The organism is Rhodopirellula sp. UBA1907 (genome assembly GCF_002337565.1).
GTDB classification, from domain to species: domain Bacteria; phylum Planctomycetota; class Planctomycetia; order Pirellulales; family Pirellulaceae; genus Rhodopirellula; species Rhodopirellula europaea.
Map to the genome: position 1 here is coordinate 1 of NZ_DDGH01000113.1, position 15,797 is coordinate 15,797.

General features: G+C 55.6%; 9 protein-coding genes and 1 pseudogene. 7 read left to right on the forward strand and 3 right to left on the reverse strand.

All coding sequences use genetic code 11. The features are described from left to right. Nucleotides 1–215: 215 nt before the first annotated feature. A complete protein-coding gene (locus B2R17_RS28000) occupies nt 216–1,811 on the forward strand; it encodes an SBBP repeat-containing protein (RefSeq protein WP_286766603.1) in 1,596 nt (531 codons plus the stop codon). Between the two features lie 258 nt (nt 1,812–2,069). Here B2R17_RS28000 and katG read toward each other — a convergent pair whose 3' ends face one another. Continuing rightward, nucleotides 2,070–4,643, reverse strand: a complete 2,574-nt coding sequence (katG, locus tag B2R17_RS28005) for a catalase/peroxidase HPI (RefSeq protein ID WP_286766604.1) — start codon at nt 4,641–4,643, stop codon at nt 2,070–2,072. Nucleotides 4,644–4,884: 241 nt separating this feature from the next. Here katG and B2R17_RS28010 point away from each other — a divergent pair, with 241 nt between their 5' ends. After that, a complete protein-coding gene (locus B2R17_RS28010; protein ID WP_286766605.1) occupies nt 4,885–8,346 on the forward strand; it encodes an exo-alpha-sialidase in 3,462 nt (1,153 codons plus the stop codon). Between the two features lie 212 nt (nt 8,347–8,558). Next, entirely contained in the window at nt 8,559–9,062 is a 504-nt protein-coding gene (locus B2R17_RS28015) for a zf-TFIIB domain-containing protein (RefSeq protein ID WP_236615653.1), read from the forward strand. 119 nt (nt 9,063–9,181) lie between these two features. Here the strand turns inward: B2R17_RS28015 and B2R17_RS28020 are convergent, their stop codons facing one another. Further along, nucleotides 9,182–10,474 (reverse strand): PQQ-like beta-propeller repeat protein, encoded by a 1,293-nt coding sequence (locus B2R17_RS28020; protein ID WP_414707409.1) that lies wholly within the window; start codon nt 10,472–10,474, stop codon nt 9,182–9,184. Nucleotides 10,475–10,667: 193 nt separating this feature from the next. On the opposite strand from B2R17_RS28020, the gene B2R17_RS28025 reads away from it, so the two are divergent. Together B2R17_RS28025 and B2R17_RS28030 are read left to right on the forward strand one after the other, a co-directional pair. Then, nucleotides 10,668–11,999: a hypothetical protein gene (locus tag B2R17_RS28025; RefSeq protein ID WP_286766607.1), complete on the forward strand. Its 1,332-nt coding sequence runs from the start codon at nt 10,668–10,670 to the stop codon at nt 11,997–11,999. A 270-nt stretch (nt 12,000–12,269) separates the two neighbouring features. After that, nucleotides 12,270–13,393 (forward strand): annotated as a pseudogene (locus tag B2R17_RS28030) (prenyltransferase/squalene oxidase repeat-containing protein). Nucleotides 13,394–13,667: 274 nt separating this feature from the next. On the opposite strand, the gene B2R17_RS28035 reads toward B2R17_RS28030, so the two are convergent. Further along, nucleotides 13,668–14,894: an ISAzo13 family transposase gene (locus tag B2R17_RS28035; RefSeq protein ID WP_286766608.1), complete on the reverse strand. Its 1,227-nt coding sequence runs from the start codon at nt 14,892–14,894 to the stop codon at nt 13,668–13,670. 86 nt (nt 14,895–14,980) lie between these two features. On the opposite strand from B2R17_RS28035, the gene B2R17_RS28040 reads away from it, so the two are divergent. Continuing rightward, nucleotides 14,981–15,403 (forward strand): hypothetical protein, encoded by a 423-nt coding sequence (locus B2R17_RS28040; RefSeq protein ID WP_286766609.1) that lies wholly within the window; start codon nt 14,981–14,983, stop codon nt 15,401–15,403. A 116-nt stretch (nt 15,404–15,519) separates the two neighbouring features. Continuing rightward, nucleotides 15,520–15,783: a hypothetical protein gene (locus tag B2R17_RS28045; protein ID WP_286766610.1), complete on the forward strand. Its 264-nt coding sequence runs from the start codon at nt 15,520–15,522 to the stop codon at nt 15,781–15,783. The last annotated feature ends 14 nt before the right edge of the window (nt 15,784–15,797 follow it).

The window sequence follows — 15,797 nt, forward strand, 5'->3', positions numbered from 1 at the left end:
GCATGGGAAGCGGCGCGGATTGCCCTCCCCCGGAAATCTCACTGAACGCTCGCTTTCCGACCCCTCCCGCTGCTCGGGCGGGGTTCTTGAGGCGTCACTGGCACAGCACTCAAAAACTGCACGACCTCCATTGGAAACGGGGAGATCATGACGCTAACCACTTCCGCGGATCAGTAAACTCAAACGACCCAGTAGACTCAGACAAAGGCCCAACCTTGAAACGTCCTCGACGCAAAATCGTGCCGTTGATCGCGGCTGTCATCGTCCACTGCCTGATCGCCGGAGTGACGAAGTCTGCTCCCGCGGCGGACTATCAAATCGTATTCTCGACCTTCTTTGGCGGCAGCGATTGGGAACATGCTCGTGACGTGGTCGTCGATTCCGATGGCAACGTGATCATCGTCGGCGGAACAGTTTCCAACGATTTCCCCACCACCGACAATGCGTTCCAGCGAACCCAGAACCGGTCAGGAACAAAGACCGACAGCGCCGGTCACTGCGATGCCTTTGTGTGCAAGTTTGACCCAAACGGAACGTTGCTCTGGTCAACGCTGCTAGGAGGCCCCAATTACGACCGTGCATACGCGGTCGAAGTCGACCCGATAGACAACATCATCGTCGCCGGAAGAGCTGGGCCTGGATTCCCTGTATCCGATCAAGCGTTCCAGACAACATTCCAGGGATCCAAGCAAAGCATCTATGGAATGCAAAATGGATTTGTGACCAAGCTGAGTTCCGACGGTTCAACGGCGATCTGGAGCTCCTATGTCGGCGTCAATCAAATGTGTCGCGATGTATCGGTCGATTCTGAAGGTTCAGTCTACCTACCGCTTTGCTACACCGGAAACGGTCCCAAACCACCGATCCAATGGTTTGCAAACGCCTATCGCGATCAACCCATCGGTGGTTCCGATGTGGGCGCCATCAAAATCAGTCCGGATGGCCAAGACGTGATCTGGGCGACTTGGATGGGCGGTTCGGGCGACGAGGTCGGAAATAGCGGACTGCGTCTGGACGACGACAGGAATGTCTTGCTCAACTTCACGACCAAGTCACCGGACGTGCCCACCACCGATAATGCTCACAAGCGAACCTACAGTGGAGGAGCCGATTCATTCATCGCAAAGCTCAGCCCCAGCGGCAACGAACTCATGTACGGAACCTACTTCGGTAGCTCGGGTGACGAAGAGGGCAACAGCACGCACAGCATGGCGGTGGACTCTTTGGGCAACGCTTATCTCGCTATCTCCACCACCAGCAAAGACTTGCCGGTGACATCGGGTGTGGTGCAATCAAAATTCGCGGGAGGCAACCGGGACATCGTGGTCGCGAAGTTTGATCCGCACGGTGGCTTGTTGCGATGCACGTACCTGGGCGGCACCGACAACGAAGGTCCCGATGGGGTCTACGCCGATAACCTCGGCAACGTTTTCTTCACAGGCAACGCGTCCTCGGCTGATTTCCCAGTGACCGCCAATGCGTTGCAATCAACCCTGGCCAATCCCAACGACGCGATTGCAGTCGTGTTGTCCGATGACTTTTCAAAGCTGAAGTTCAGCAGCTACATCGGAGGGGAGAGCTATGACGATGGCCGATCGTGTTACCTCGACAAGGCCGGCAATCTGTACATCACCGGTTCGACCAACGGCCCTGGCTGGCCGATGAAGTCCGCCCACCAAGCAACCTTCGCTGGAGGCGGTGGTGGAAAAGAGTTGTGCTACAAAGGCGGCTGTTACGCGGGCGACGTGATTCTGGCAAAGATCAAACAAGTCACCGATCGCGAAGCAAAAGCATCAGCCGAACGGCGTTAGCCGCGGTTCTCACAACCACGGCGAATCGCATCGTTCTCGCGATCCCAATCAACGCCTCAACCGGCGGTTGTTCGTGCGTTTCCGTGCTACAACCGGGCCTAACGGCCGGCGGCTAATAGGCTCGTGCGATTGTGACGTCCCCCAAATAAAAACGCCGCGACGGATCGCGGCGTTTGTGCAACAAAACACTGGCCGCCCGGCATTCCACCGGACGACCAGCGCCTGTTTGCAAACAACAAATCGTCTCAGAAACTCAAATCACTTCGCAGCAACCTGTGTCTCTTTCGCGTCCGATTCCTTCACATCGAATCGATCCAGGTTCATGACCTTTGTCCATGCGGCGACAAAGTCCTCCACGAACTTTTGCTTCGCATCTTCGCTGGCGTAGACCTCCGCGATCCCTCGCAATTGCGAATTGGATCCGAAGACGAGATCCACTCGGCTGGCGGTCCATTTCAAGTTACCCGATTCGCGATCGCGTCCTTCAAAGAAGTGCTCACACATCGGTGACTGTTTCCAAACCGTATTCATGTCCAGCAAGTTGACGAAGAAGTCGTTCGTCAAAGCGCCGGGACGTTTCGTCAAAACACCCAAATCCTCCAGCGGACCAGCACCCGCATTGGTATCGAGGGCACGCAACCCGCCGACCAAGACGGTCATTTCGGGTGCGGTCAACGAGAGCAAGTTGGCTTTGTCGACCAGCATCTCTTCGGCAGGACGGTCCGCGTTGTGACCTTGGTAGTTGCGGAAACCATCGGCGATTGGCTTGAGCGGTTCAAAGCTTTCCACATCCGTCATTTCCTGAGTCGCATCGGTGCGACCGGGAGTGAACGGAACTTGGATCGCGTGCCCCGCCTTCATTGCCGCGGCTTCCACACCGGCACAACCGCCCAGCACGATCAAGTCGGCGATCGAGACCTGCTTGCCGTCTTTGCGATTTGCGTTGAATTCCTTCTGCACACCTTCCAATGTAGCCAGAACATTCGCCAACTCAGCCGGCTCGTTCACTTCCCAATCCTTTTGTGGTGCCAATCGGATACGCGCCCCGTTGGCTCCGCCACGCATGTCGCTATTGCGGAAAGTCGATGCGGACGCCCAAGCCGTTGATACCAATTGCGACGATGTCAATTCCGTCGCAAGAATCTTTTGCTTCAGCTGTTCGATCTCTTTCGATCCGATCACGTCAAACGTCGCCTCGGGAATCGGGTCTTGCCACAATTGTGGTTCAGGAACACTGTCACCCAGCAATCGCGAAACCGGGCCCATGTCACGGTGAGTGAGCTTGTACCAGGCTTTGGCAAACGCCTTTTCGAACTGCTCTGGATTGTCATGGAATCGACGTGAGATCTTGTTGTATTCCGGATCCATGCGAAGAGCCAAATCGGTCGTGAACATCATTGGCGCGTGTGACTTCGACGCGTCGTGAGCATCCGGCACGGTGCCCTTCGCGTTTTCGTCCGTTGGCGTCCACTGCCAAGCACCAGCGGGACTCTTGACGAGCTTCCACTCGTAGCCAAACAGGTTTTCGAAGTAGCCGTGCGACCATTCTGCGGGAGTCGATGTCCATGCACCTTCCAAACCGCTGGTGATCGTGTCACCCGCGTTGCCAGTTCCGTGCGTGTTGATCCAGCCCAACCCTTGTGCGGCGAGGCCTTCACCTTCTGGTTCCACACCCATGTTGCCTTCCGGCGACGCCGCACCGTGTGCCTTGCCAAACGTGTGACCACCAGCGATCAACGCGACTGTTTCTTCGTCGTTCATCGCCATTCGGCCAAACGTTTCACGAATGTCCTTGGCCGCTGCGATCGGGTCAGGTTTGCCGTTGGGACCTTCCGGGTTCACGTAGATCAAACCCATCTGCACCGCCGCCAATGGGTTTTGCAAATCGCGATCGTCGCTGTAGCGTTTGTCGCCCAGCCACTCTGTTTCAGGCCCCCAGTAAACATCCTTCTGAGGTTCCCAAACATCTTCGCGGCCGCCAGCAAAGCCAAACGTTTCGAAGCCCATGTCTTCGAGAGCACAGTTGCCGGTCAAGACCATCAAGTCAGCCCAAGAGATCTTGCTGCCGTACTTCTGCTTGATCGGCCAAAGCAAGCGACGTGCCTTGTCCAAGTTCGCGTTGTCCGGCCAACTGTTCAGCGGAGCAAAGCGTTGCGTCCCATCGGATGCACCACCGCGACCGTCCGACACACGGTAGGTACCCGCGCTGTGCCAAGCCATGCGGATGAACAACGGACCGTAATGTCCATAGTCCGACGGCCACCAGTCTTGCGAAGTGTTCATCAACTCCTTGATGTCAGCTTTGACGGCGGCCAAGTCCAACGAATTGAACGCGGCGGCGTAGTCAAAGTCTTCTCCCATCGGGTTGCTCTTCATCGAATTCTGATGAAGCATGTCAAGGTTCAATTGATTCGGCCACCAATCGCCATTGCCCATCGCTCCGGACACGGTGTGCCGATTCGGGCCAGCCGGATTGCCCATCACGGGACACTTGCTGAGCGCATCCGCTTGAGATGCCGAAGCGTTGGGTGCCGCTTCCTGAGCGACCAAACTGCCGGTGGCTGACGCCGCCAAGCAACCGAGAGTCAGCGTCAGTGGGCGAATGGAAACAGGTCCGCGAAACAGTCGCGTTGCAAATCGACGGCAGACCTGGGCCGTTGTTGGTTGTGGATTCATGTTGGTAAGTGTGGAATTCATCGTCCGCGTCCTCAAAAAAGTTGCAAACAGGTCCCAAGCACATTCGCTTGGTGAAGTGGGGTCACGTACTAGTATCGGGCTGAGCCAAGAAACGTCCAATGCATTCACCGCATCTTCACCATGCACCAGACGCATGACAGCAAATCAACGGTAGGGAGCCGATCTTCACGACACCACCAAAGTGCGGCAAATCACGGGTCGCAAACCGCTCTGACGCTCAAAATGCACTATCATGAGCATCCGATCGCCACCGCGATTCCCGCCTTTTTTCGCCCGCCCGTTTTGTTGCTTTCAGACAGTTCCGTCGCCCGTTTTTGTCGAGGCAAAGACATCGTCGACCTGCCGCCGCAGCAAATCTCCGCCCAATGGAAGAGCGATGTCTCTGCCGAAACTGCCCAACCGCGTCCTGTCTGTCTTTTTGGCTGGCGTGCTAGTCTGCACCACCGCCTCCGCCCAGCGTCCACCAACTGGCGTTCCGAAAGGAGTCAAAAAAGTTCTGCGGATCGAACCTCGCCCAGGCAACGGCCGCAACAGCGAAGGCGACTTCGTTCAGTTGAAGGACGGGCGACTGCTGCTGGTGTACACCAAGTTCATCGGCACCGGAGACCACGCGCCGGCGGCGTTGGTCTCGCGTCACTCGAGCGACAACGGCATCACCTGGACAACCGAAGACGCCTCGGTGATCGAACGCGGTGATGACGACGCGAATTTGATGTCTGTGTCTTTGCTGCGTTTGCAAGATGGCCGCATCGGTTTGTTCTACATCCGCAAGTACGATCCGACGCCGGAAGCGAAGCACCTGTTCTTGGATGACATCTTGATGCGAACCAGCTCGGACGAAGGAGACACTTGGTCCGAACCGACTCGCATCGTGCCCAAAGACACACCTTCTTACAGCGTGCTGAACAACGACCGCGTGATTCAACTTCGCAGTGGTCGATTGGTCGTGCCGTTGGCGGTTCACTATCGAGTCGGTTGGCCAGGCTACCGGAAGTCGGCCGAGATGGTTTGCTACCTGTCGGACGATCAAGGAAAGACCTGGCAACGCAGCCAATCCGCGTTGACATCAGAATCACTTGCACAGGAACCGGGTGTCGTTGAACTCAGCGACGATCGCCTGATGATGTTTTGCCGCAGCAGCAACGCCCAGCAACTTTCCTACTCGGACGACCAAGGCGACACTTGGTCGGACTTCACACCGTCCTCCTTCACTCAGCCAACCGTTTCGCCCGCATCGATCGAGCGAATTCCATCGACCGGCGATTTGCTGATGCTGTGGAACAACGGCGACGACGAACTGGCAAAGAAACACCCCGTTGGTCGACGTCCTTTCACCGCGGCGATTTCGAAGAATGACGGAAAGACTTGGCAGAACATCCAAAATGTCGGAACCGATCCCGAAGGCTGGTACTGTTACACCGCGATCGAGTTCGTCGGCGATCATGTCTTGCTGGCGCACTGCGAGTACCCACGGCTGAACTCGTTGCAAATCACACGAATTCCAGTCGTTTGGTTCTATCAAGACGAACCTGTTTCCGCCAACAAGCCCGCTGATTCTCAACCAGCAACGCTGGACTACTCGGTGTCACTTGAAGTCGCCCATGAAGGGTTTGATGGCAAGGAATGTTGGGTGCATGCTCGCGTGGGAACTGTTCCCAATGCAGACGGCGATCCCACTGCGGTCATGACCACCCAAAAGTTGCTGCTGTCGGGATCGGATGTCTTCTACCGTCTGCATGAATCCAGAAAACCAACCGAGTCAGATTCATGGTCGGAACTCAGCCCCATCGATTCCTTTTCACGACAAAAGGTGGAAGGCGATGACATGCCACGCGGTGGAGAAGGTGCCGAGGCGTTGTTGCAGGATGGCGACGAAACGACCGTATGCGACTTCGTCCCGCAGTGGCACGCGGCCAGTCAACGTCTGTTGGGAATTGGACAAACAGTTTGGTATCGCAACAACCGAGTGATGCATGTTCGTCCGCGAGGCGTTGCGTACGCTGTGATGAACCCTAGCAATTCCAATTGGAATGATTGGAAAATCCTCGAACTGCCTGACGAGCCCCAGTTTCAAAGTGCGGGCTCGGGCAGCGTCCAACGAGTCGACTTGCCCGGCGGAGACGTCCTGTTGCCGATCTATTGCAAACGCCCCGAACAAAAGCAGTACTCTTCGCTAGTCGTGCGATGTCGCTTCGACGGCGAAACACTCCACTACATCGAACATGGCAACGCGCTGACGATTCCCGTCGAAAGAGGCATGGCCGAACCATCGCTAACGCACTACGACGGTCGCTACTACATGACCATCCGAAATGACCAACATGGATATGTCGCAACCAGCGACGATGGCCTGCACTTCGATGAACCACGACGTTGGCAATTCGATGACGGCAAAGACCTAGGCAGCTACAACACCCAACAACACTGGGTCACGCATAGCAACGGTCTGTTCTTGGTCTACACACGGCGTGGTGCAAACAACGACCACGTGTTTCGACACCGTGCTCCGCTGTTCATCGCTCAGGTGAACCCTGAGACTCTACGCGTGATTCGCTCCACCGAACGAGTTCTGGTTCCCGAGCACGGTGCACGGCTGGGTAATTTCGGCGTGACCCGCGTTTCCAAAGATGAGACCTGGGTCTCAGTGACCGAATGGATGCAGCCCGCTGGAGTCGAGAAGCATGGCAGCAACAATCGAATCTTCATCGCGAAACTGAAGTGGAACCAACCAAACGACCTCGCGTCGATGACCAACAATCCGGGAATCAACGTCGAGCCAACGGCATATTGCAAACCGCCACGTGCGATGGCGCATGAACTCGGTGACTATAGTTCGCCGCTGATCTTTGAAGACGGAACGAAAGTCACCGAAGCGAGCCAATGGCCGCAAAGACGTGAAGAGATCCGATCGCGTTGGGAATCCTTGCTGGGAAAGTGGCCGGAGCCGATCGCCGATCCTCAAGTCACGATCTCAAAGACCGACCAACTCGATTCGGTGACGAAGCACACCATCCAATTCCAATGGACTCCCGGTGAAAAGACCAACGCGTATCTACTGGTTCCCAAAACCAACCAGCCCGCCGATCACAATCTGCCAGCGGTCCTTTCGGTCTACTACGAACCCGAGACCGCCATCGGCCAGGGCAAACCGCATCGTGACTTTGCGTTGCAATTGGCTCGCCGCGGATTTGTCACGCTATCCATTGGCACCACCGAAGCGACAAAAGCAAAGACGTATTCGTTGTATCACCCATCGATCGACGATGCGTCGGTGCAGCCGTTGTCGATGCTCGCCTATGCCGCCGCGACGGCATCGCAAGTTTTGGCGGACCGCCCCGAAGTCGACCAAAAGCGGATTGGCGTCGTGGGCCATTCCTTCGGTGGCAAATGGGCGATGTTCGCCGCTTGTCTTTCCGAACGATTTGCCTGTGGTGCCTGGTCAGATCCTGGCATTGTTTTCGATGAATCGATGTCAGGCGTGAACTACTGGGAACCGTGGTATCTGGGATATCATCCCAAACCCTGGCGTAAACGCGGACTGATCACCCAGGACAACCCAGCTCGCGGGCTGTACCCACGACTGGTCGCCGAAGGCCATGATTTGCACGAACTGCACGCTTTGATGGCACCGCGTCCGTTTCTTGTCTCGGGTGGGTCGGCTGATCCGATTCATCGCTGGAAGGCACTGAATCATTCCGTCGCGGTCAACGCTTTGCTCGGACACGATGATCGAGTCGCAATGACCAACCGTGCCGATCACTCGCCGAACGAGGATTCCAACTCGGTCTTGTACGCATTCTTCGAAAAACACTTGGCGTCACAAGACACTTCCTTGTGACGGACGCGCCGTGGTGGACCAGCCAACCGAACCCCGATTCGGTAGATCCCGTTTCTTCGTCACAGTCGCACCGAACGAGCTGTAGCGTCGCGTTTGCTTGAGACCGCACTCGAAAAGACGCACACATCCGAGTGATCCGTGACCAACGCTTCGAAATACAAAGCCTGCAGGTCAGGTCATTTTGAATCAGTTGGATTGTGGAAGACAAATCGATGAATTGCGGATCATGCGGTGCCCCCGTCACACGAATGGGACGATCTGGACGTTACTACTGCGACTATTGCGAATGCGCCGCGGTCGCGAATCCGCTGAATGATTCCATCGATGGGCTCGTGCTGACCGGCACCACCACAGAAACACCCTGTTTGACCTGCGACCACACTCATCTAGAACTCGGATCGCTCGGCAAGTATCCAATCCAAGGATGCCGACGGTGCCAGGGCGTCCTGCTGAATCGCTCCACATTCGCCATGTTGATTCGTGAGCGACGAGAATCTTACGAAGGCCCCGATCGAACCGGCGAGTTTGATCCCGCGTTGGATGGTCCCCGCGATCACCATTCCCGGTTGAATTGTCCCAAGTGCCGCACACTGATGGACTCGTTCTTTTACGCCGGCCCCGGGCGCGTCGCCATTGACTCATGCAGTCGATGCGAAAGCGTTTGGCTGGACTGCGGCGAGATCACATCCATCACCGAAGCCCCCGGACTTCGCTGAGACGACCTGTTTGCGAACGTCTCAACTGAAGCCGCCTGGGCCTTCGCGAGTGGTGAGACAGGCCGTCAGGCACAACCACACTCGCAACCCGGCAGCCAGTCAATCAATCGCGAATCGCTTCACTCTTCGATCCGATAAATCGCATCGGCGGTACGGATGAACAAAGCGTTTCCGTCGACCGCCGCAGATGCAAGCGTGCGTTCTCCAAGATCATTCTCCGCCAAAACCTTGTAGTCAGGCCCCGCCGCGATGACACTCGTCAGTCCTGATTCGTTGGTGTAGTAGATTTTGTCGTCGACCATCACGGGCGAAGCCGAAAAGCCTCCGCCGACACGCTTTTTGTAAACGATGTCACCGGTGGCAGCCTCCACGCACATCGCGATTCCATCGTCGCTGATGGAATAAATCCATTCCTCATCAGCCAACATGGATGGTGTGTGCGGAACGTTCTTTTTGAGAGACCACTTGAGATGCGTGTCCGTGACATCACCTTCGCCGGTTGGATCGATCGCAAGCATGCTGGGTGTGTCATAGCTGGTCGACAGGAAAACCAATCTATTGTGATAGATCGGTTTGGGAATCACCGAGTACCCGGAATACAACAATTGCCAGATCACTCGCCCATCGTCAGGAGAGATCGATAGCACGCAGTCGCTTCCTGGTGCGATGACTTGCCCTTGACCATTCACGGAAATCAAAGCCGGAGTGCAAAACGAAAACTTTCGGCTCGCATCGTTCGGGCGATCCACCTCCCAAACAACCTCGCCCGTGTTTGCATCCAACGCAACCACCTTCGGATCGCTTGCACCATCGCAGGTGAAGATCAACTTGTCATCAACCAACACCGGCGTGCCACCGTTGCCGTGAACCGGTTTGAAGAACAGATCCCGATTCTTCCAAATCTCGTTGCCATCTAAATCAACGCAAGCCGTCCCCTGGTAACCAAAGTGCACAAACACACGGTCACCATCAACGATGGGAGTCGGGCTGGCGTGCGAATTCTTCTTGTGAATCTTCGGGCTCTTCTCAGCCGTCTGTTCCATCAGCGAAACGGTATTCAACACATCGCCGCTCTTCGCATCCAAAACGATCAATGACAAATCAAAGTCAGGCGATTTGGAATCACCGGCCTCACCAGCCGGGATAGCAGCGGACAAATAAATTCGTCCGTCCGAGACAACCGGCGATGACCAACCTTGACCGGGCAACGGAGTTCGGAATGCAATGTTCGTATCACGCGACCATTCAGTCGGAACGTTGGAGGTCCCTTCAGCGATCCCGTTGCCAGACGGCCCTCGAAATCTCGACCATCCCTCAGCAGCCACATGAGAGATGGGCGATCCGAAAAAGCAGACAGAAATCAAAAACGAGAAGACAGAGGTTGCGAGATGGAATGATCGGATCTTGGTCATAGAAAGATGGCAGCAAGGATGTTGTAAAAATGGGTTCGCGAATTGTCGATGCGATTGCTTCGAGCTCAACAAAAATCGAAACAGTTGGTCGAACCATGATAGCCGATGTTCGGTCGGGTAGAATCAGCATCCCGATCAAGAAACCATCGCCGCGGGCAGCATTGACCGACACCCCAGTTCAAAAGAATGCTTGATGAGTACAGAAGCAAACCCAAACGGATCCGTTCCACTGACTCGGCGAAATTGGTTGCTGGCGACCGCGGCCAGCGGTGGCATGTTGTTGCAAGGAAGCGACGCTGTTTCGTCGGACGATTCGACATTCTCTTCGACGCCTCATTTCTGGTACCGACTGGCTCCCGAGGGGCCGTACATCGATTCCCAAAGAGACAACAAGGCGTTCGGATTTGGTCAAGGCAAGATCTACTTGTCCGAAGACAACGGTCAAACTTGGCCGCACGACGCCATTTTTCGCGATGCGGAAAACATCACGTTCAGTTGCATCCTCGGGAACGGAAACATCCTGTTCGCAACACGTACGCGATTGTTTCTCAGCACCGACAACCTGAAAACGTACAAGGAAGTTGTTGTTCAAGACGCCGACGGCAGCGACTACGTTCCCCATCAACCGCTCGATCCGGCGAATCCGGGCTGGTACTTTCATCCGCTCGATGGAGTTCACACCTGGGACGTGAATGGTTCCGAAATGTTGGTGTGGGGCAACTACTGCAACGTGCTGGGCGGAGCGGTACCGGTCAACATTTACTATTCGACCGACCAAGGCGAGACCGTCAAAATTGCGTACTCATTTGGTCAGAGTCCGGCGTTCCAACAACCCGGCGCTGGTCCCGAGGATCTACTCGGCGATCCAGACAATCCGGTCGTCTGCCGGCATATCCACTGTGTGACCTACAATTCTGCCGAGAACGCTTTCTACGCCTGCACTGGCGACCACGATCGCACCGATGCCGACGGCAACAACCACCAGGAATGCCACTGGCTTCGCGGCACCTACGACGCCGCGAGTGATGCGTGGGATTGGCAAGTCTTGGTGTCCGTCAACTCGAACTCTCGATACAAATCCGGCGGAATCAACTTCGTCGACGGGCAACTCTACTGGGCCGCCGATGCCAACGGAAAGAACGGCACGATGCCGCACGACCGCGGCATCTTTCGTTGTGCGCCGGAGGATCTCGCGAATCCAACCAAGCATGAATTGTTGTTCAACCCGCACTACGAATCCGCCAACATGATCATCGAAGATGGCGTGATCCTTTCGGCCCACTACGCTCCCGCATCGCCTTACGCAACGGGAATCATCTATTCACCGGACTTGGGCAGGACATGGGCCCAATACGACCTCAAAGAGTTCGGCCAAAGAAGTGCAATCCGGTTCCACAAGAAAAACAGCGACGGCTGGTTTCGGGTCGATTTACGGAAAGGCTGGATCGAACGCGGCGAAGTCCTGTTCATCAAACCCAAACCCATTCACAGCATCGTTAAAGAGAAAACACCAGCAAGCGAATGAGCTGCATACCAACTGTCCGGAGCAGATCAGCTGAATTGATTGCCAACCACAACATTTGCCGCTTGGGCGTTTGCGGGCCGTAATTTAGTCGCATACCGAATGACAACAATTAGCCGATGGGCGTTAGCCCCGGTTGGCGTCTGGTTGACCGTCGCTAACGCGAAGCGGCTCACATCCCAGGCAATATCTTCACTTCTGCGATCACGCCACCAACCCAACGTTCAATCGGCTAACCGACCGACACCCCCATTCACAAGCGAACCCGATCAGATGGGATTCAAACCTTCCCACCGAACCATGGCAAGAACGGCCTTTGGGTTTCTCCTCTCATTCGCACTCACGTGGCCGATGTTTGCCCATGCGCAAACTGACATCGTCACGTTTGATTCCGTTCCCGACAAGCGTGATTCGATCGATGCCGATGAACCAACCGCGGAATCGTTTTCTGCCAAACAAGCCGCGATCTATCTCGATCGTGCTTCGTTGACTTGGCAGAAAAAAACTGTGTCACGTGCCACACCAACATGCCCTACATGTTCGCCCGCCCCGCATTGGCATCGGTGCAAAAGGATCCCGGCGAAGTCCGTGAGTTCTTTGAACGGTATCGAACCGAGCGTTGGAAGAAGAAGGCCCCTACGGAAGGACAAGGATTCTGGGTGATCGTTGTGGCCGCCGGGTTGACGTTCAACGACATGCAAACGACCGGGCACCTCAGCCCGATCACACGCGATGTGCTGGACTTTTTGTGGACCACGCAACGCGCCGATGGCGGATGGGACTGGCCCGATTGCGACTACGCTCCGATGGAGATCGATGACCACTTTGGAGTCACGCTGGCTGCGCTAACCGTTGGCATCGCACCGGACGGATACGCGGAAGCGGAAGCCGCGAAGTCGGGCATTGCGAAGTTGCGAACCTATTTCAACAACAACCCGCCAAAGTCGCTGCACCATCGTGCCATGATCGCATGGTGTTCCCGGCGAATCGACAGCCTCATGACTGCGGACGAACGCCAAGGAACCGTGGAGGAACTGCTCTCGAAACAGTTACCGGACGGCGGCTGGTCCACGGCCGGCTTCTTAACTGATTGGAATGGACTGGAACGCAACGATGGCGAACCGCTCGATACACAAACCAGCGACGGATACGGGACCGGATTGGTGATCGTAATCAGTCGCGAATTGGGAATTCCCGCCAGCGATCCACGCTTGCAAAAGGGAATCCAATGGTTGCTCGCCAACCAGCGTCAAAGCGGAAAGTGGTTCACTCGCTCGCCCGTCAACGACGCCGGCAATCTAATTTCCAACACAGGAACTGCCTACGCGGTCCTCGCACTTCAAAGCTGCGGTGAGCTCCCCGGTTGGCCGTTTGAATCTCAAACGTCCGCTCCCTGACCAAATTAAACGAAAGCCCAACGTCTTTGCGATTTGACCACGAAGGCGGCTTTCGCCCCCATCGTTGTTTTTGCGATTGTCTTGGTTAGGAATCGTGGTAGCCTGCAATGTTGGCCTGCGCGAAGCGTGCATTTAGGTGCCGCCAGCTGTTTCATCGCATCCGCGACTGCAAACTCCCTTTTCGCGATTCGCAGTTCGCTCTCGTTGTAGATCCTCTACGACAGACAAACCGCAGCAGGCCTATCGATGGCCTAAGGACCCGTCCGTAAATAAACTACCTGAAACGCTGGTTCAGTCTTGGGTGGATTTCATAGTTCCAGTCACCATGAAAGTCATTGCGTTTGATTCGCACTGTTTGCATTTCTGCGTCCGTCACCTTGCGACCAGTCTTATAGTCGCCAGCATCGAGCCAACAATGAACTTCCAACCCTTCGTTCGTGCGAGTTGAGCTTACCAGATTGACAACCACCTGATGCGATTCCAGTGGAATGCCCCGCCAGTTGCGTGTGATGTGACAGAACAGCCGATGTTCGATCTTGTTCCATTTGCTCGTGCCAGGTGGGTAGTGACAGACCTCGATCTTCATTCCCGTTTCGTCGGCCAGTTTCTGTAGCTCCAATTTCCACAACCGATTACGGTGTCCGTTGCTGCCACCTGCATCGGCCGTAATCAGTACCCGCTTTGCTTTGGGGTATCGTTCGATGCCAAGTTCGTTCCACCATCGCCGAATCGCTTCGACAGCGAATTCAGCCGTGTCGCTACTGACGCCAACTGATACCAGCGCCTCGTTCTCGGCGATGTCGTACACACCGTAGGGAACCGCTTTGCCAAGTTTCTTGTCAGGAAAGTCATGCGTATCGACTTCCAGTGGTGTTGCCTTGGGGCGATACTCTCGTCCGCCATTTGCCTTGTTTCCCAGCACTTCCTTCTTCTTCGTGTCTACCGAAACAGCTGGACGCCCACCGTGACGATAGGCTTTGACTCGCCCGGCAATGTATTCAAACTGTGCGTCACGATCAGGATGATCTTTCCCCTCGCGTGTCTTCCGATTTCCTTGAAGCGAATAGCCAAGTTCTTTGAGGATTCCGGCCAGTTTTGTCCGCCCCACTTGGTAGCCCTGACCACGGAGCTCGGTCTGTAGGTTCGTCAAGCTCTTGCAAGTCCAACGCAATGGTGACTGAGGATCACCTCGCTCGGTCGGCTCAACGAGTCGTTCTACGGCTTTCTGTAAATCAGGCGTGTGAAATTCAGCGACTTTCCGACCGCCGCCAACTCGACGTTGGCGACCTGAGGACAGTGGCTGTGGGTCACGAAGTTCAGCTATGCCATTCTTGACCGTACGGTCAGATAAGCCGGTCGCTGCTGCAACTGCTACGATACCACCTCTTCCTAACGCCATCGCCTCGGTTGCGGCCCACCGACGACGACCTCGTTCGTCCAGGTCCTCAACCAAGGCGTTATATTTCAATCGGATTCCTTTCACGACATTTGCATCCGGCATGCGAAAGAGTGTCCGCGATCTGCCGCAACCAAATCAATGCCAATCAGGTAGTTTATTTACGGACGGGTCCTAAGGAGGCGATCTCAGTGGATGGTACTTCCAACACACCACGCTATGTCTTGAACGACGCAGCGTTTCCAGCCTGTCCCTCGCTGACAGAATCTTCGCCGCAGGACCACCCGATCGTCATCTATGGGTTCTCCAACAAGTCCCAATATGACGTCTTCCTCAAAGCGAGCTCGTTGGCGTTGACGCCATATCCGTTGGTCAAACGTTTTCTAGAAAAGCATGTCGACCAGAACGCGGACGAGATGAAGCTGGTTGTGGTCGACGCAGACTCACCGACTCAGACGTCGGTCCATGCAGCAACCTTCCAAAATGTTCTCGAAGCGATTCGGCTCGGCTCTGAAACGGTCAACCTTACTCATAAGTTGATCCTGGACCCAACAGCCTCGACGTATCGAGTGGAGTCATTCTCGCTCACCGCTTCAAGTGAGCCAGCGGCGTGAAGGGCAAACATGCCACTCATCTTCGGCCCGAAGAACCAGCGAATATGCTGAACCAATCGATCGAACGATTCCGTTCGGATTGGGTGGTATTGCGTTTGGGCGATCGAAGGTAAGCGTTGATCGAATTCATCGGCGGACCATTCGACGGACATCAGCAACCATCGGCACATGGTTCACACGCATCCGAAATCCTGTGTTTCATCACGAAAGACACGTTTCGGCAACTTCATCGCTCTGAAAATCGCGAATCGTCAAGCGGTAGTACGCTGACGAGCGTCGCTCTGTACGAGCTCGACGCGGTCTCCGATCCGCCAACTTATCGGCACGCTGGCTCCATCGGCGGCCAATCCTTCGGTGAAGTGATCGCCGAACTCAGTTGATACGAGCACGACTG